Consider the following 16,210-nt stretch of genomic DNA (forward strand, 5'->3'; position numbering starts at 1 on the left):
TGCTCCCTGATCTACCTGTTGCGATTGCCACGACCCAGCGCGCGGCTCATCTGGGCCGCGATCTGGCTTTGGCTTCGACGGAAACCCTGTACGTCCGGGGTGGTGATGTTCATCACCACGTTTACCGCAGAACCACCGCCCGACATGCGCACGCCCAATTTCCCGTCTGTTCCGCGGGCCAGGGGCATGATGGCCTCGGGGCCGGCTTCGCCCATCAGCCCGGTGCCGCCACGCATGGGAAACGTAGTCGGGCCGCTAATCACTCCGCCGTTGGCAAAGGGCATCACCCGTCCCTGACTAAAACTGCCGCCATCCGCGAAAGGCAGGATGCCCTTCACAAAGCCGCCGATCCCATTGGCAAGAAGGCCGCCGAAGTGATCCGTGACCGGTTTGATCGCCGCCGAATACGCGGTGCGGATCATCGAGTTTTTCAGCACATCCAGCGCATCGGACAGGTTCATTCCGTCCATCACGACGCCATCGAACGCCCGTCGCAGGCCGCCGGACATGCCACGCTCCAGCGTCGCCACATCCTTACCCGTTTCTTCAAACGCCGCCTTGATGCGCTTCATCTGCCCATCAAATGCCGCGGCCATTGACGCCGCATCACCCAGCGAGTCGCCAAGCGCCTCGCCGCGTTCCTGCAGGTCGTCCAACCCGTCACGATCCGTCATCACGCTCTCCTATTGTCTTGTCCGGATAGGCCGCCAACAACGCGTCCAGACCCATCTTGTTCATCGAAGGCATGCCCGCGCCCTGCCCCAGCATCAGCCGCAGCTCGGCCGGGGTCAGGTTCCAGAATTGGTCCGGTGTCAGGCGCAGGCTGAGGAACCCGGCCCGCATCAATGCGGGCCAGTCGAACCCGCTCATGCCTGCCCCGGCACCATGAAGGCCCTTGCCAACAGCTCGGCCGCAGCACGGGCTCCGTGCATTGGCCCACCCTCAATCTCGGCACTCAGCAGGTCAGCGCGGGTGACATTGGTCCCGCCTCCTCGCAACCCGGCGACGATAAGCGCCAGAACATCGCCGCTGGAATAGGCGCCACCTTCGAACCGTTGCACCAGTTCAACCAATGTCCCGATGCCCAGCTCTTGTTCCAGTTCCGCCAAAGCGCCCAACGTCAGCTTCAGAACCCGTTGCTCTCCATCGATGGTCAGTGCCACCTCTCCTGTCCACGGATTGGCCATCGTTACAGCGCCGTAAAGGTCAGAGCACCGGCGCTTGCCATGCTCATTTCATAGGTCGCTTCGCCATTGTGAGAGCCCGCATATTCGATGCCGGTCACCTGGAACGCACCTTCAACAATCCCGAAATCCGGGATGATGATCTGAAAACCCGGTGTCTCACCGTCAAAGAACAGCTGTCGCGCGCGCTCATCCGTTCCCGCGTCCTTGAATACGCCCGAGCCCGAGATCGAGGCCGACTTGACCCCCGCGCCCGACAAAAGCTCGCGCCAGCCACCCTGGCTTTCCAGGCTGGTCACATCGACACTTTCCGCGTTGAAACTGACCCGCGTGGCACGCAGCCCCGCAATGGTCTCGAACAGGCCTGAGCCGTTCATATCCACTTTGACCAACAGGTCTTTTCCGTTCTGGGCAGCCATTTGCTCTCTCCGTTGATTGCTTAATCGTCTTCCACGCGGGCGCGGAATTTCAGGTCGATCTGGCGGATCGCGCCGCCCGTTCCGGTCCGACGGGCCGAGGCACGTTCGAACCACAGCCCGACCAATCGGCCTCGATCCAGGGTCAGCCCCGCACTGTCCAGGGCGTCACAAACCGCCCCCGCCAACGTTTTTGCTGCACCGAACCCGGCAGCTTCGGACACGACGGACACCGTGAACCGATGCACCGCACCGGTCCCCGACCGGTCCGAGGCATCGCGCACCTCTTCCGGGCCCAGCGTCACATAGGTTTGCGGAACTGAACCCGCTGGAACGGCGTCATAGATCGCTCCACCTGAAAGAGTGCTGATCTGTGTGTCTTCCGACAATTTCTGGTAAATTGCCGCCTGCAACGCGGCTGAAACGCCATAGCTCATACCGCCACCTCCTCATCCGCAAAGCAGATCAAGTACTGGCCGCGCAGGTCCCGCTCGGCGACGGCGCGGATAACGAAACGGCGTGTGCCTTCCGCAAACCGCTGATCCGGCGAGGGGCGCATGGTCGATCCTTCGGGCGCGCCACGAACCACAATCCGGTAGCCGACACGCGAAACCGGCAACCCTGCAACATTTCGCTCTGACCCGCTGCGCGCAGTGACTTCGGCCCAAACCGAGCCCAAGGCGACCCATGTTTCCAGATACCCACCGGCGCCATCAGCGGTGCGCACGGAGGATTCAAGCAACAGTTTTCTATTCAGCCGGGGCGCCTTCATTGGGCCACCCCTGCACCAAAACGAACCACACGATAGCGTTGGATCAGGCTGGTCACGCCAAAGGGCATACAGCCGGCACCCAACGTGGTCTCATCCCGGTATTCATAGTAATGCGCGGCCAACAGCAGAACCGCCTGCCCAAGATCTGCCGGCAAGCTTGACCATTCCCCGGCAATACCGGCGATAAACGCGATCTTCACGGATCCGCCGGTCGAAATAGCGGGCAAGACAGCCCCGGCAGGGCGTATCCGCGGGCGCTGGCTATCGCGATCCAATCTGTATCTGTCAGACGAAACGGCGGTTTCAGTACCCGCTGCATCCGTCAAACTGACCGTATTGATGGTCGAGACCGGCGCCACAGGCAGCACTTCGCCCGCAGGGTCACGCCAACTGTTAAGGCTCCAGGAAAACTCACGCGTGATAAGTACCTTCCCGGTACGCGCCTCAATCGCAGCAATCGCCGCCCTTAAGAAGCCCTTGAGCACTTCATCCTGCACGCTGGCACCAGTAAAGCCTGTTCCCAGCCTCAAATGCGCCTTGAACTGATCCACCGGCAGCGCCGCATCCGCGATGGCGGTTTCTTCGATCAACATCATCCATTCACTCCGCAATCTCGGACCCCTCCGGGGCCGTAACTTCAGGAATTGACGGGCACGCGCCGCCCCACGTTGCTCGGACGGAGGGGAGCAGCTAGACAACGCAGGGGTCTCACCCCGACCCGCGCCCGCCGCCCCGAGGGGCGAAGGCCCCCCGGGATTCAGCCCGCTTTAGGCGGTGCCGAATTTCACGAGTTTGATCGCAGCAAAGTCGCTGACATCGCCGCCGACGCGCTTGGTCGCATAGAACAGAACATGCGGTTTGGCGCTGAAGGGATCGCGCAATACGCGCAGGTCCGGACGCTCGGCGATGGTATAGCCCGCCTGGAAGTCACCGAAAGCAATCGAAAAGCTGTCGGTTCCCGCATCCGGCATATCTTCGGCGATCAGCACCGGATACCCCATCAGCCGCGCCGGCTCACCAGCAGCCAGACCGTCCGACCACAAGAAGCGGCCATCGCTGTCTTTCAGCTTGCGGATCAGACCAGCAGTTTTCGAGTTCATCACGAAGGTCCCGTTGACCCGGTACTGCGCACCCAGCGCATAAACCACGTCCACAATGGCATCCGCCTCGACACCGCCATCGATGCCGGTGGGGATATAACCAATGTTACCCCAATCCCAGACATCGTTGTCGACCTTGGCGTGGTTCAGAATACCCTTGGGTTTGTCCGCACCGTCGCCGTTGATAAAGGCCGAGGCCTCAGCGCGTGCAAACTTGTCCGCGATACGACCGGCCAGCCAACCCTCGACATCGAACGCGCTGTCATCCAGCAGTCGCTGCGAGGCTTTGGGCAGTGCGCTCAGCTCGTGCAGCGGGATCGAGATCCGGTCAATCGACGGGGTGCTGGTTTCGCTCGCCGCAGCATTTTCATCCGCCCAGCCCGCACCGACATCCGTGTGGTCGATCAAAACATCGAACGAATTCGCCTCGACATTTACGATCGAAGCAATCGAGCGGATAGAGGCCGTAGATTTCAGCACCGACTTGATGATCTCGGCGGTTTGCGGGTCAATCAGGTACCCACCGTCACTGTTCACAGCGCTCGAGAGCGATTTCACCTCCATCTCAAGCCCACGCAGGCCGTCATCCTCACCCGAGCGCACATAGGCATCAAATGCCTTCTGATGCGGTGCGCCGTCCTCGATTGAGGCCGCAAGATGCGGGCGTGCCGCGATGGTTGATTTACGATCCAGCATGGTCAGTAGCTCTTCTGTCTGTTGCAATTTGGTTTTAACTTCAGCCTTCAGGCCCTTGAATTCGTTCACGAAGCCAGTCATCGCCTGCTTCACCTCCTGAACCAGGGGCACACCCTCTCCGGTCAAGGCCGGGGTTTCGGTCTTGCTCATCAGCACTTCCTTTTTGGGGGGTGAGGTTTCGGCGCGCTAGGTTCGCGCCAGCTCCTGCCGGGCGTGATCAAACACCTCGGCAATACTGCGCCAGGTGTTCTCGGCCTCGGGGTCCACCCCCTTTGCCGCCACCCGCGCACTGGGCAGCATCGGGAACGTCACCAGCGACACCTCCCACAGCTCCAGTTCGGTCAGGACCCGCTGGCCCTTGTCATTCTTCACGGCGCGCTTGGTACGATAGCCAATCGACAGGCCATCCATTGCGCCCGCCCGGATCAACTCGGCCGCCTCGCGACCTTTCTGAGTGCTTTCCAGCAGACGTCCCTTGACCCACAAGCCCCGGTCATCTTCGTGCACCTCATCCCAGACACCAATGGGCTGCGCCGGGTCATGCTGCCAGAGCATCTTGACCCGTTGACCCGCTGTGCCCAGCCTCTCAAGCGAACCGCGATACGCACCTTTCTGCACCACGTCACTGCCCTGATCCACCTGTCCAAACAGGCTGGCATAACCTTCGATCACCGCGTCCTCGGTCACCGAAAGGCCCTCTCCGAACCGTGCGAACTTATGTTCCAAGTCCATAAACTTCTCCATGTAACTTGCTGAATTCATGGTGTTACTGAAAGGAATGACTGAAACGCCTGCGCCAGGATCACCGCTGCCACGCCATAGACCGTCAGCCACAACCGCCTCTCCAGCCGCTCCATCATCTCTTCGATCTGATCCAGCCGCCTGCACAGATGTTCATGCTGGATCTCAGCCACCCGCTCATGCGCGGCCAGCCGCAAGCCTGGCGCGCAATCGAATGGCGGATATCCTTCAGCCATCCGCACGCTCCGGCAGCCCCAGCAAAGCACGCTTTTCTGCGTCAGTCAGGAACTCAGCCCCATTGACCCGCGACCAAAGCGCATCCCGCTCGGCGGACAACGCTGGAACCTGATCCAGATCGGGCTTCAGCATAAGCTCTTCGCCGGTAAAGCCCGCCAACCACGCCGACACCGCCGCCGCCACCCGCGTCACCAGGGGCAGCACGGTCAGGCGGTAAAACGCCCGGTTGGCCTCCTGATAGTTCGAATAGGTCGCATCGCCCTGGATCCCCAGCAACATCGGCGGGACCCCAAAGGCCAGCGCGATCTCGCGGGCGGCGGCTTCTTTAGTTTTCTGAAACTCCATGTCCGAGGGCGAAAAGCCCATCGGCTTCCAATCCAGGCCCCCCTCCAGAACCATCGGACGACCAGCATTGCGCGCCCCGCGATAGTTCTGCTCGATCTCATCGGAAAGACGCCGGAACTGATCCTCGGCCATCACCCCTTGGCCATCACCGCCCTTCCAAACCAGCGCCCCCGAAGGTCGCGCTGCATTGTCGAGCAGCGATTTTGACCACCGAGACGCGCTGTTGTGCACATCAATCGCCATCGCCGCAGCCTGCATCGGCGAGAACCCGTAGTGATCATCTTGCGGGTGGAACGATTTGATATGACAGATGTTTTCCGCCGCAAACCGGTGTTTCTTGCCGCCCACAGCGTAATCATACGCCTTGGGCCAGCCATCCGCTCCCGGCACCACGCTCATCCGGTCGGATCGCAAGACATGCAGCTCAACCGGCAGCCCTTCTTCGGCCTGAACCGCCTCAACATAGGCATTGCCCGACAGCAGCAACTGCGCAAACAAGGCCTCCATCAACTCTGCCCGCCCCTGTGCGGCATTCGGACGGCGCATCAGGGACAGGATCGGATGTACATCATAGCGCTGCGCCTGATCCTGCAGCACCAAAGGTAACGCCGCCGCCGCCTCGGCAATCAGCTTGACCGAGCGAAACCCCACCGGGTTCCCCGCAAACCCCGTCCGCGTCAGCGACACCGCATCCCGCGGACTCCACGCCACGCGCCCCCCGGTCTGCCACGCCACCACAGGCCCCGCCGCGCTCGCCTTCGCCTCGGGCGCCTCATCAGCCGATCCACGACGCAAGAAATCGAATACCATCTGTGCTCCTTTCTGCCGCCGCTCTGCCCGGCTTGTTGAAAGGAGTTATGACGGAAAGAAGTTTAAGCCTTGGGAATGGGGCGTACGGAGGGTGGGCAACGGGATAGCTGTAGCTGCATTGAGATGGGGCTACGCAGCCGAAACGAGGTCAAATCTAATGCTCATGACACTCCTGTGGTATCCGCTACATCACGCCGTCAAGATCGGATCATTGTGAGTAGTTCCTCAGCCTCCGGAACATAGTCCAACAGTATAGGGTAGTATGTCCTGCCAAAGAGTATCGGATGGCCGGGATGGGACAGCCCAAGCCCGAATGGTTGCACCTGCTGTTCGGAAAGAAGAATGCCAACTTCAAGTGATGGATAAGGGCGACTATCGACTATTGAATACGAAAACTTCGCTGAATGTTCACACGAAACGACATAGAGCCGGACACCTAGCCTCCAGTTTCTACCTCGCCGGCAAACAATTACCCGCCTGTTCGTAACAAAATAGGCCAAGTTATACAGGACGTAGTGCCGCTGACTCGCGATGCTAAACGAAAAGGCAACGAAAGCGAACGTTACTGCTCCGTATATCCAATACGCCTCAAAACGGCCAAACTCGGCATCGGCATTGATGAATGGAATAGTAGCCCACATGACGACCGAAGCGACCAACAGGAAAACATGAATCTTCCGCTCCTCACCTACCGCCTGAAAGAACTTGCGTCCGTATCCGGGTTCACCCGACCAGAGCAACTTTTCGCCGGGGGCGAGAATATCTTTTAAATCAAATCTGTTGGTACTGGTTACTGTGACTTTTTGCATAGCTTAGCCTTTAAACTGTCAAATCTGCAGAAACCAGCCGCAAACAGTTGATAGCAAAGCTTGGTTAAAGCTCTGTTGTCGTCATTCCTTCCTGATCGCTAAGCTCACAAACTCCTTACCCTCGGCCGCCGATACGCCCCCGCAGGCCCGACAACCAACTCATGCAGCGCCCAGACCAACGCGTCGACCCGGTCGGGTGAGCCCTGCCCCTCAAACCCGCGCGCGGTCATCTGGCACATCTGCTCCTCCAGCGCGTCCAACCCGGCCACATGGGCCACCCGCCCCTGTTCGTACAAAGCCGCCACAGGCTCGGCCCGCGCGACCTTACCGCGTGACGCCCGCACCGCGCGGTACGGGACCAGAGGGTCCACCTGCCGCACGACCTCTTCCACCAGCTGGCCACCCTGATTGACCTCAGCCACCAGCCGTTCGGCCGCAAATTCATCCATCGCATCAATCGCCGCCTGCGCCCAGCCCGCCGGGCCGACGCCCTGCACCGTCCGGTCGGCCAGCACAAAGGCGCGCCACTCTTCGGGCGGCCCTTGCAAACACGCTCCAACGACGACAATCCCGCAAGCATCCGCAGCCGCCCCCGCCGTCACCGCAGGGTCCAGCGCCACCACGATGCGGTCCAGCTCGGCCTCCTGTGCACAACGCGCCGCCTCCAGCATCGATCCGGTCCACAGCGCCCCTTCAGCATCCGACAGTAGCACACCGTCCAACTCCTGCCGCCCCAACCGTGTGCCCGCATAACGCGCGCGCACTTCCTCCAAAAACGACCCCGCCAGATTGGCCCGGTTCGCCTCGGTAGGCGCATGGGTCTGCACGGTGGAGGGCGACGCCAGCAAACTCTTTAGCACTTTCACATTGCGCGGGGTGGTCGTCACGCAGACCCGAGGCTGATCCCCCAGCCGCAGCGCAAATTGCAACATATCCCAGGTTTCCCCGGCCTTTTTCCACTTGGCCAACTCGTCCACCCAGGCTGCATCGAATTGCGGCCCCCGCAATCCCTCGGGGTCATGCGCTGAAAACGCCTGCGCCTCGGCCCCGTTGGGCCAGATCAGCTTGCGTTCCGACGCCTTCCAGATAGGCCGACGATCCGGTGGCGAGCATTGTAAAATCCCGCTATCGCCAAAAATCATCACATCGCGCACCTGATCAAAGGTCTCGCCGACCAAGGCCACACGACAGGCCGCCCCCTTGTCCAACGGCAATGCCCCCTCGACCACAGACCGCACCCACTCAGCTCCGGCCCGGGTCTTACCGGCCCCACGCCCCCCCATGATCACCCACGACCGCCAATCGCCCTCGGGCGGCAATTGATGCGGCAGAGCCCAGAACTCAAACAGGAAAGGGAGGGCGCATAGCCCCCCCTCCCCGATCTCACTCAGAAATCTGTCCTGCACCGCAGCAGGCGCGGAGGCGAGCCAGCCTGCACCCGATCTCAGATCGTGCCCGATCAAGGTCGAGCGCATAGCCCCCTTGGGCAATTCCGGCTTGTCTGTGATGTTGTTCGACAAAGCTTGTCTCCACTTTTTGGCAACTTCGGATCAGCCCCTCAAGCTGACCCAGTTGCTTGCCTGCACCAGCAAGATCTGCATCCTCCCCGGCACCGATCTGCCTGCGCAGTTCTTCCGCTGCTTTGCGCAGATCGCGAATGGATGTCTCAAGTGACTGCAACAAGTCAGCCGTCTGGGAAATCCGCTCTTCCGGGGTAATTAAAGTCATGTTTGCGTATTGACCTCATGCGTGAGTTTTCTCCGCACGAGAGAAACGAAAAACGGCCGCCGGGTGTTACCCCGAGGCCGTTGCCCACTTCTTCTAGCATGACACAGTTCGTACCAAATTAAGTCCGAAAAGTCAATGATTTGCGCAACACCCACGCAACAGGGAACGTGCGGTGCAGGTTAATATTTTCTTCCCTGCCGGAGTCTTTAGCCGCTGCCAGTCAAATCCTGCGCCAGCATCAGCGCATTCATATCCGGATCATAAAACGTAGCCGTGCTGACCATCCCTTCGATCGTTTCCGTCGCACCATCGAAGGCCACCCCTGCAGCCTCTAACGCGCTGCGGGCGGTGGTGATATCGGCGACCTCAAACACTGGAACGCAATTCCCCGGCGAAGGCTTGGCCTGCTCTCCTAACCCCAATGTGACACCGTCCACATTGGTGCGCATCTCACTCCAACCCGCTTCATCTATGTGATGGGCAATTTCAAACCCCAATTTGTCGCTGAACCATTCGGCGCTTGCATGGCGGTCCCGAACCGAAATCGCAAGCGTGATCGTGTTTTTCAAAGAAACAAGGGGCATCAATCTTTCCTTTTGAGCTAAATTATATTAACTATACTTTATGGACATTAATTTGCTTGTCAAGCTGACCTCCCGAGCTTGGTCGCTGAATATTCTGGCACTCATGCATTCCGGCACTCCTGGCAGGCAGGCCGCTTTGCTTGCTGCCACCAGCGCAGGAAGAACTGCCTTCGCGGCAAGCCTGGACCATCTCATACGCCTTGACCTGATCGAAAGGAATCCGGGCCACGGGCACCCATTGCGCCCTGAATTCCGATTAACCCTGCCGGGGATCGAAACCGCCAGTATGGCCAGCGCAATCGTAAACGCCGTTCCGGATGACACCAAGTTCAAGCTCGTCCGTAAATCCTGGACCGTCCCGATCCTAGCACTCACCGGCACTCCGCACCGCTTTTCCGCCATCAAATCGGATTTGGTATCGATCACGGATCGGGCGCTATCGTCGTCCCTTCAACAGCTAGAGGCGCTCGACTGGATCCGACGGGACATTGAAACTGCCGCGCGGATGCCCTTCCCTACATATCGAGCTGTAAGAACAGGTTTTGCGATCAACCAAGCGGTCAATCTCACTGCTTAAAGGTTGCAGACAGCCCACAACGATCCTTTTCGCCGGATGTGATCTATAACGCACAGCTTGACATTCCGCCCCGCAACCTGCATGAGCGCCTTAACAAAGCGCTGACGCGTGAGCATTGGCAGGTCCGACCTGCTCCACAGCGCTCGATTCACCCCATAGTTCCCCTTCACGCAGGGTTCTGAATGCGACGGCCGGATGCCGCAGGAAACGCCTGTGCATCCAGAGTCTTAGCGTAACCCTGTTGGCATCGCATATTGCGCTGCTGATTTATGTCGCCCGTGGTGATCCAGTCGCCAAGGGCAAAAAAGGAATGATATTTGTTCGACTTTGATATGCTGGGTCTTGCCCCGGCCCTGAACGACGCTTTGAAACGCGCCAATTTTTCACAACCCACTCCGATTCAGAACCAGGCAATCCCCATGGCATTGCAGGGGCACGATATTCTGGGCCTTGCCCAGACCGGCACCGGCAAGACGCTGGCTTTTGGCCTACCTCTGATCGACCACCTGCTGGCTCAGACCGGCAAGCCTGCGCCGAAAACCGCCAAGGCTCTGATCCTTGCCCCGACCCGTGAACTGGTCAACCAAATCGCAGATAGCCTGCGCAATTTGACCACGAATACGAAGCTGCGTGTGGCGACAGTTGTTGGCGGTCAGTCCATCAGTAGGCAGATTTCGTTTCTGGCACGCGGCACAGACATTCTGGTTGCCACCCCTGGTCGTTTGATCGACCTGATGGAACGCAGAGCGGTCGACCTCGGCTCGGTACGTCATCTGGTACTGGACGAAGCCGATCAGATGCTGGACATGGGCTTTATTCATGCTCTGCGCCGGATTGCACCGCAGTTGGGCACGCCCCGCCAAACGATGCTGTTCTCTGCCACTATGCCCAAGCAGATGGAAGAACTCAGCCAGGCCTACCTGACAAACCCGCAACGCATTCAAGTGTCCCCTCCGGGTAAAGCCGCCGACAAGATCACCCAATCGGTTCATTTCCTGAGCCGCGCGGAAAAACCGAGCAAACTGCGCGAGATTTTGTCTGCGGACAAAGAAGCTCTGACGCTGGTGTTTTCGCGTACAAAACATGGCGCCGAGAAGCTGATGAAGGGCCTCGTGGCCGACGGCTTCAACGCCGCCTCGATCCATGGCAACAAAAGTCAGGGACAGCGTGACCGGGCGATCAAAGCTTTCCGCGCAGGCGAAATAAATGTCTTGGTGGCAACAGACGTGGCCGCTCGCGGCATCGACATCCCGGGCGTTGCCTATGTCATCAACTACGACCTACCCGAAGTGCCGGATAACTACGTCCACCGCATTGGCCGAACCGCCCGTGCCGGCCGCGAAGGCGAGGCGATCGCTTTCTGTGCACCGGATGAACTGGATCAACTGAAGCAGATTCAGAAACTGATGAAAATTGAGGTTCCGGTCGCCAGCGGCACAATGCCCGAGTTCGCCGAACCCGCAAAATCGCGGAAAGGCGGAGGGTTCCGTCGCCGTGGTCCAAAGCCGCAAGCAGCTAACAAGTCGGGCAATCCCGGAGGCCCAAAACGTCGGCGACCGCGTCGATCCTCCGCCGCCTAAATCTAAAAGGCGCTGCTATTCGCGGCGCCTTTTTTAGTTTCCGGTGCTTTGGCGCTCGGCCTCAATCTCACGCCATTTGGCGACGTTTCGATTGTGCTCATCCAGTGTCTCGGCAAAAGCATGTCCGCCGGTGCCATCTGCAACAAAGAAGACAAAATCAGTCGCTTCGGGCGAAACTGCGGCTTCAAGACTTGCAAGACCAGGATTTGCGATAGGTGTTGGCGGGAGCCCATCAATCACATAAGTGTTCCAAGGCGTTGCACGGCGCAGTTCGCTGCGGCGCAGGCCTCGGCCCAACGTGCCCTGCCCCTTGGTGACACCATAGATTACAGTCGGGTCCGTCTGCAGCTTCATGCCTCGCTCAAGCCGGTTTAGAAATACGCTAGCGACCTGTCCACGCTCATGCGGAACACCAGTTTCCTTTTCGATGATTGACGCCAAAATCAGCATCTCTTCGGGGGTTTTGATTGGCAAATCATCCTGCCGCCCTTCCCAGGCGGCGTTAATGCGCAGTTGCTGCTTATCCTGCATCGACTGCAGGATTGCCGCCCGATCGGCACCTCGCACAATGTCATAGCTATCCGGTGCCAGCGCCCCTTCGGCCGGTATTTCAGGGATATCTCCCGTCAACGCGTCGATCTGCTTAAGACCCTCAACCACCTGCCAGGATGTAACACCTTCAGCAATCGAGACCCGGTACCGTGTGTCCGAGTCTTCGCGCTTTTGGGTATAAGCCGCGGGTATTTCTTCTTCCGCTACATCGAACGATGCGATTTCATCGAAATCCAATGTTGCGGGGTTCAATTCGCGTACACGGGTTTGTATGCGGGTTACACCGATCCGGTACTCAATCTCGGATCCGCAGGTACTGGCCCCGCTCCGCGTAATCTCATCAATGATCTGCTCCATCGAAGCACCCTCGCGGACCAGAAAGCTGCCTGCCTTCAGCTGAGGTGCCTTGTCGGTATAATCCGCCGCCATACGGAATATCGTAGCGCTGCTGATCGCGCCCTGATCCTCCAGCTGTCGGCTGACCTGCGTCATGTTCGAGCCACGTTCGACCTGCAAACACATCGCAGCTTCCAGAGGGCCCGCATTCTTGTATCGCGCCTGCCCCCACAAAATCAGTCCACCGGCAAGAAACAGGCCGACCACCAGGATGGTCAGCATGTTGGAGGCCAAAGCGCGCCACATTTAGCTGGCCTTTCCGAAGATCACACTTGCATTGGTGCCGCCAAATCCAAACGAGTTTGACAACGCCACATCAATCTTGCGCTCACGCTTAGCATTCGGAGCCAGATCAATCTGCGTCTCGACCGCTGGGTTGTCCAAATTGATCGTCGGTGGCGCAACCTGATCGCGGATTGCGAGGATCGAGAAAATGGCTTCGATCGCGCCTGCAGCGCCCAACAGGTGGCCAGTGGCCGATTTGGTCGAGCTCATCGTCACATTCGCGGAATGCTCGCCCAACATACGCTCGACCGCACCCAATTCGATGGTATCGGCCATGGTAGATGTGCCATGCGCGTTGATATAATCTAGGTCTTTCGGCTCCAGCCCCGCGCTGCGCAGTGCCGCGTTCATCGAACGCTCTGCGCCGTCGCCGTCCTCGCTGGGGGCGGTGATATGATAGGCATCACCGGACATGCCATAGCCCAGAACTTCGGCATAGATTTTCGCGCCACGCGCTTTTGCATGCTCGTACTCTTCCAGAACAACGATGCCCGAACCTTCACCCATGACAAAACCGTCTCGGTCGACGTCATAGGGGCGGCTGGCTGCTTTGGGGTTATCCGCGTATTTGGTCGACAGCGCCTTGCAAGCGTTGAATCCAGCGATACCGATTTCGCAAATGCACCCTTCGCCACCACCGGCAACCATTACGTCAGCGTCACCGGCACGGATAATGCGGCTTGCGTCACCAATAGCGTGAGCACCGGTCGAACATGCAGTCACAACCGAATGGTTCGGGCCTTTGAATCCATGGCGGATCGACACCTGACCCGAGGCCAGGTTAATCAGCGCGCCAGGAATAAAGAAAGGCGACACCCGTCGAGGGCCCTTGTCACGGATCAGGTTAGCCGTTGCTGCAATGGAACCCAGCCCACCGATACCTGAACCGATAAGAACGCCAGTGCGCAAACGCGCCTCTTCATCCTCGGGCAGCCAGTCGGAATCCTTGCAGGCCATTTCAGCAGCTGCAATCGAGTACAGAATGAAGTCTTCGATCTTGCGCTGCTCTTTCGGCGGCATCCAGTCGTCAGGATTGAATGTCCCGTCGGTGCCGTCGCCTCGCGGAACTTCGCAGGCATACGTTGTGGTGACCCCACTTGCCTCAGCATCAAATTGCGTGATCGGGCCTGCACCGGATTCTCCATCCAGCAACCGCGACCATGTTTCCTCGACCCCGCTGGCCAATGGAGTGACCAACCCAAGACCGGTTACAACGACTCTGCGCATAAAATGCCTCTTGCCTGCTTCCTGTTTGAGAAACGCTCATACCCCGGGCCGGGGTGCGGGGGCAAGAGCAAGGCGCAATCATCACACAAGCAGATTGAGCGGAACACCTACAGTATACACTCTTGCAATGCGGCTCCTGGCCAGATGAAAGCCCGCCCTTTCATTGGACATGAAAGGGCGGAACCTGTTGTTTTGGAAGAAATCTTACTGAAACGCCGCAACCGGTTCGTGCGCTGTGCTGGCAACATTCAGCGCATCTGAAAGCTCGAGCGTCTTTCTGAACAGCGCGCGGCCAACCAAGGCGCCCGAAATATTCGGGATATAAGCCAACCGCGAGATATCATCTGTCGTGCGGACCACACCGCTTGCGATGATCGGTGTGCGAGATGTCTCTGCCAGCCCCGAGATCAGGCCCAGCTGTGCCTCAACGTCTTCCATGTCGCTATCGATATCAGTGACCAGAATTGCCGCAAACGGCGTCTCTGAAAACGCTTCGATAAAGGCCTCTGGTGTAAACGCACTTTGACTACGCCAACCGTCGGTCATCACTAAGCCTTGCCAAACGTCTACGGCCAGAACGATTTGGTCCGGATAGAGTTTGGCCAATTCTTTCACAAGATTTGGATCCCACGCAGCCATAGTGCCGATAACAATCCGGCCTGCGCCCTTGTCGATCCAGTGCTCGACTTGCTCGCGCGTTCTCATACCACCTGCCAACTGCACAGGGATTTCGGCAGAACGGATGATCTCTTCAACCATCTCCGAATTGGTATCGCGCCCTTCAATCGCGTCAAAATCGGTCAAGTGCATCCACTCGGCTCCAGCATCGGCCCAACTGCGTGCCGTTTCTGCGGGATTCACGTGCCAAATCATGGCCTCATCCAGACGACCCTTGTCCAGTGTGACACAGCGGCCGTTCTGCAGTTCCATCGTAGGGTAAATCCTCATGAGCTTGCTCCTCCGCTCAATCGCAACGTCAATAGAGGATACCATACCCTCAACCCTATCGGTGAGAATTTCCAGTTTCGGCAAACCAAAGGCAATTTGCGGCACGATCAAAGAGAAAGGTTAAGCCAGTTTGGGCGGCCCGTTTCTTTTCAGCAGGTTCACCTGACTTCCCATATAGTCGCGCTCGGCCATCAGCTCATAACCCAGCTTTGCCGCCAGATTCTGCGACGCGTGGTTTTCAGCATCAATCAGGGAAACCAGTGGTCCAGGCATTATTCTGTCAAACCAGTCATGTGCGGCCTGAGCCGCTTCAAGACCAAATCCCTGCCCCTGGGCCTCTGGTGCCAATAGCCATCCGGCCTCGGGAAAGCTGTCGAAGTCGTCGCCTAACCCTCGATTACGATAGAAAAAGCCAGCTTGACCTATCATCTGACGATTCGACTGTCGAAAGACGGCCCATTGGCCAAAACCGGCCATCTGCCAGTGGCCGGCATTCCTCAGAAAGGATTCCCACGCTTCGCCCCGCGATAGCGGTTCCCGGCCAAGATGGCGCACAACACAAGGGTTCCGCCAAATCTCAGCGTAACGACTAAAGTCGTCGGGACGCATAGCGCAAAGCATCAGACGTGCCGTATTTATCATCGGGGTGGATCGTAGCATGCCCTGCCCGCTCAGAATTTCCTGCCTCGCGTAAATGGTTGCGGGTCAATAGCTATCTGGCAAGCGCGAATTCCGGCTGGGCAAAAAAAACGGCGCCTCCGTTGCCCGGAAGCGCCGTTTTAGCGGATAAAGAAGGTCTTAAGACGCTTCAGAGATGAATTTGACGGCGTCGCCAAAAGTTTGGATGGTTTCGGCTGCGTCATCAGGAATCTCGATGCCGAACTCTTCTTCGAAGGCCATAACCAGCTCAACAGTGTCCAGGCTGTCTGCACCCAGATCGTCGATGAAGGACGCGTTTTCGGTCACTTTATCTTCTTCAACACCCAAGTGCTCAACAACGATCTTTTTAACGCGATCTGCGACGTCGCTCATGTCTATTCCTCATTTCATTTCAGGGCATAGTGCCCGGTTCTGCCCTTGCCCGCTCAGGCTGGCCTTGATGTGCCCGTTCTGGGCGGTTTAGGTCCCCGATTACCGGGTAAGTAGAAGGTTGACCATCCGGCCAGCCCCTGCATATGTGCGCCGCCTATAACACAGACAACGCCCGAGGCAAACGCTTTCGC

General features: G+C 58.6%; 22 protein-coding genes. 2 read left to right on the top strand and 20 right to left on the bottom strand.

Annotated features, from left to right (window positions below; all coding sequences use genetic code 11):
• Positions 1-11: 11 nt before the first annotated feature.
• The 15 genes from AC2FLB_RS02600 to AC2FLB_RS02670 form a co-directional block, all read right to left on the bottom strand.
• Positions 12-674, bottom strand: a complete 663-nt coding sequence (locus AC2FLB_RS02600) for an RcGTA-type gene transfer agent tail tape measure protein (RefSeq protein ID WP_496688416.1) — start codon at positions 672-674, stop codon at positions 12-14.
• Complete coding sequence (locus AC2FLB_RS02605) at positions 661-870, bottom strand: rcc01693 family protein (RefSeq protein ID WP_496708562.1); 210 nt, start codon at positions 868-870, stop codon at positions 661-663. The genes AC2FLB_RS02600 and AC2FLB_RS02605 overlap by 14 nt, the downstream gene beginning before the upstream one ends.
• Positions 867-1,187 (bottom strand): gene transfer agent family protein, encoded by a 321-nt coding sequence (locus AC2FLB_RS02610; RefSeq protein ID WP_496708563.1) that lies wholly within the window; start codon positions 1,185-1,187, stop codon positions 867-869. The genes AC2FLB_RS02605 and AC2FLB_RS02610 overlap by 4 nt, the downstream gene beginning before the upstream one ends.
• Positions 1,188-1,189: 2 nt before the next feature.
• The gene (locus tag AC2FLB_RS02615) at positions 1,190-1,603 is read right to left on the bottom strand and encodes a phage major tail protein, TP901-1 family (protein WP_142633188.1); all 414 of its coding nucleotides are present in this window, start codon (positions 1,601-1,603) and stop codon (positions 1,190-1,192) included.
• Between the two features lie 20 nt (positions 1,604-1,623).
• Positions 1,624-2,037, bottom strand: a complete 414-nt coding sequence (locus tag AC2FLB_RS02620; RefSeq protein WP_142633186.1) for a DUF3168 domain-containing protein — start codon at positions 2,035-2,037, stop codon at positions 1,624-1,626.
• Positions 2,034-2,372, bottom strand: coding sequence for a phage head closure protein (locus tag AC2FLB_RS02625; RefSeq protein ID WP_142633184.1), 339 nt, complete (start codon positions 2,370-2,372; stop codon positions 2,034-2,036). The genes AC2FLB_RS02620 and AC2FLB_RS02625 overlap by 4 nt, the downstream gene beginning before the upstream one ends.
• Entirely contained in the window at positions 2,369-2,968 is a 600-nt protein-coding gene (locus AC2FLB_RS02630; RefSeq protein ID WP_496691059.1) for a head-tail connector protein, read from the bottom strand. Before AC2FLB_RS02630 ends, AC2FLB_RS02625 begins: the two co-directional genes overlap by 4 nt.
• Positions 2,969-3,139: 171 nt before the next feature.
• Positions 3,140-4,318, bottom strand: coding sequence for a phage major capsid protein (locus AC2FLB_RS02635; RefSeq protein WP_496708564.1), 1,179 nt, complete (start codon positions 4,316-4,318; stop codon positions 3,140-3,142).
• Between the two features lie 36 nt (positions 4,319-4,354).
• Positions 4,355-4,900, bottom strand: coding sequence for an HK97 family phage prohead protease (locus AC2FLB_RS02640; protein ID WP_496708565.1), 546 nt, complete (start codon positions 4,898-4,900; stop codon positions 4,355-4,357).
• Between the two features lie 26 nt (positions 4,901-4,926).
• Positions 4,927-5,145: a GTA head formation protein, RCAP_rcc01685 family gene (locus AC2FLB_RS02645; RefSeq protein ID WP_142633175.1), complete on the bottom strand. Its 219-nt coding sequence runs from the start codon at positions 5,143-5,145 to the stop codon at positions 4,927-4,929.
• Positions 5,138-6,301, bottom strand: coding sequence for a phage portal protein (locus AC2FLB_RS02650; RefSeq protein WP_496708566.1), 1,164 nt, complete (start codon positions 6,299-6,301; stop codon positions 5,138-5,140). Before AC2FLB_RS02650 ends, AC2FLB_RS02645 begins: the two co-directional genes overlap by 8 nt.
• Positions 6,302-6,498: 197 nt before the next feature.
• Positions 6,499-7,110, bottom strand: coding sequence for a hypothetical protein (locus AC2FLB_RS02655; RefSeq protein WP_496708567.1), 612 nt, complete (start codon positions 7,108-7,110; stop codon positions 6,499-6,501).
• Positions 7,111-7,214: 104 nt separating this feature from the next.
• On the bottom strand, positions 7,215-8,585 hold the full coding sequence (locus AC2FLB_RS02660) for a DNA-packaging protein (RefSeq protein ID WP_496708568.1): 1,371 nt from the start codon (positions 8,583-8,585) through the stop codon (positions 7,215-7,217).
• Positions 8,494-8,838 (bottom strand): hypothetical protein, encoded by a 345-nt coding sequence (locus tag AC2FLB_RS02665; RefSeq protein WP_496688435.1) that lies wholly within the window; start codon positions 8,836-8,838, stop codon positions 8,494-8,496. The genes AC2FLB_RS02660 and AC2FLB_RS02665 overlap by 92 nt, the downstream gene beginning before the upstream one ends.
• Positions 8,839-9,044: 206 nt before the next feature.
• Positions 9,045-9,422: a VOC family protein gene (locus AC2FLB_RS02670; protein WP_496688437.1), complete on the bottom strand. Its 378-nt coding sequence runs from the start codon at positions 9,420-9,422 to the stop codon at positions 9,045-9,047.
• 40 nt (positions 9,423-9,462) lie between these two features.
• On the opposite strand from AC2FLB_RS02670, the gene AC2FLB_RS02675 reads away from it, so the two are divergent.
• A complete protein-coding gene (locus AC2FLB_RS02675; RefSeq protein WP_496688439.1) occupies positions 9,463-9,999 on the top strand; it encodes a winged helix-turn-helix transcriptional regulator in 537 nt (178 codons plus the stop codon).
• Positions 10,000-10,316: 317 nt separating this feature from the next.
• Positions 10,317-11,579, top strand: a complete 1,263-nt coding sequence (locus AC2FLB_RS02680) for a DEAD/DEAH box helicase (RefSeq protein WP_142633162.1) — start codon at positions 10,317-10,319, stop codon at positions 11,577-11,579.
• Between the two features lie 33 nt (positions 11,580-11,612).
• Here AC2FLB_RS02680 and mltG read toward each other — a convergent pair whose 3' ends face one another.
• From mltG to AC2FLB_RS02705, 5 genes are all read right to left on the bottom strand, one after another.
• Positions 11,613-12,773 (bottom strand): endolytic transglycosylase MltG, encoded by a 1,161-nt coding sequence (gene mltG / locus AC2FLB_RS02685; protein ID WP_496708569.1) that lies wholly within the window; start codon positions 12,771-12,773, stop codon positions 11,613-11,615.
• On the bottom strand, positions 12,774-14,039 hold the full coding sequence (gene fabF / locus AC2FLB_RS02690; RefSeq protein ID WP_496691051.1) for a beta-ketoacyl-ACP synthase II: 1,266 nt from the start codon (positions 14,037-14,039) through the stop codon (positions 12,774-12,776).
• A gap of 204 nt (positions 14,040-14,243) precedes the next feature.
• The gene (locus AC2FLB_RS02695; RefSeq protein WP_496691050.1) at positions 14,244-14,987 is read right to left on the bottom strand and encodes a 1-(5-phosphoribosyl)-5-[(5-phosphoribosylamino)methylideneamino]imidazole-4-carboxamide isomerase; all 744 of its coding nucleotides are present in this window, start codon (positions 14,985-14,987) and stop codon (positions 14,244-14,246) included.
• A gap of 120 nt (positions 14,988-15,107) precedes the next feature.
• Positions 15,108-15,647, bottom strand: a complete 540-nt coding sequence (locus AC2FLB_RS02700) for a GNAT family N-acetyltransferase (protein WP_142633154.1) — start codon at positions 15,645-15,647, stop codon at positions 15,108-15,110.
• Between the two features lie 138 nt (positions 15,648-15,785).
• On the bottom strand, positions 15,786-16,019 hold the full coding sequence (locus tag AC2FLB_RS02705; RefSeq protein ID WP_005982462.1) for an acyl carrier protein: 234 nt from the start codon (positions 16,017-16,019) through the stop codon (positions 15,786-15,788).
• Positions 16,020-16,210: the final 191 nt, after the last annotated feature.

The sequence above is a fragment of the Ruegeria sp. CDSA236 genome, from assembly GCF_059611285.1.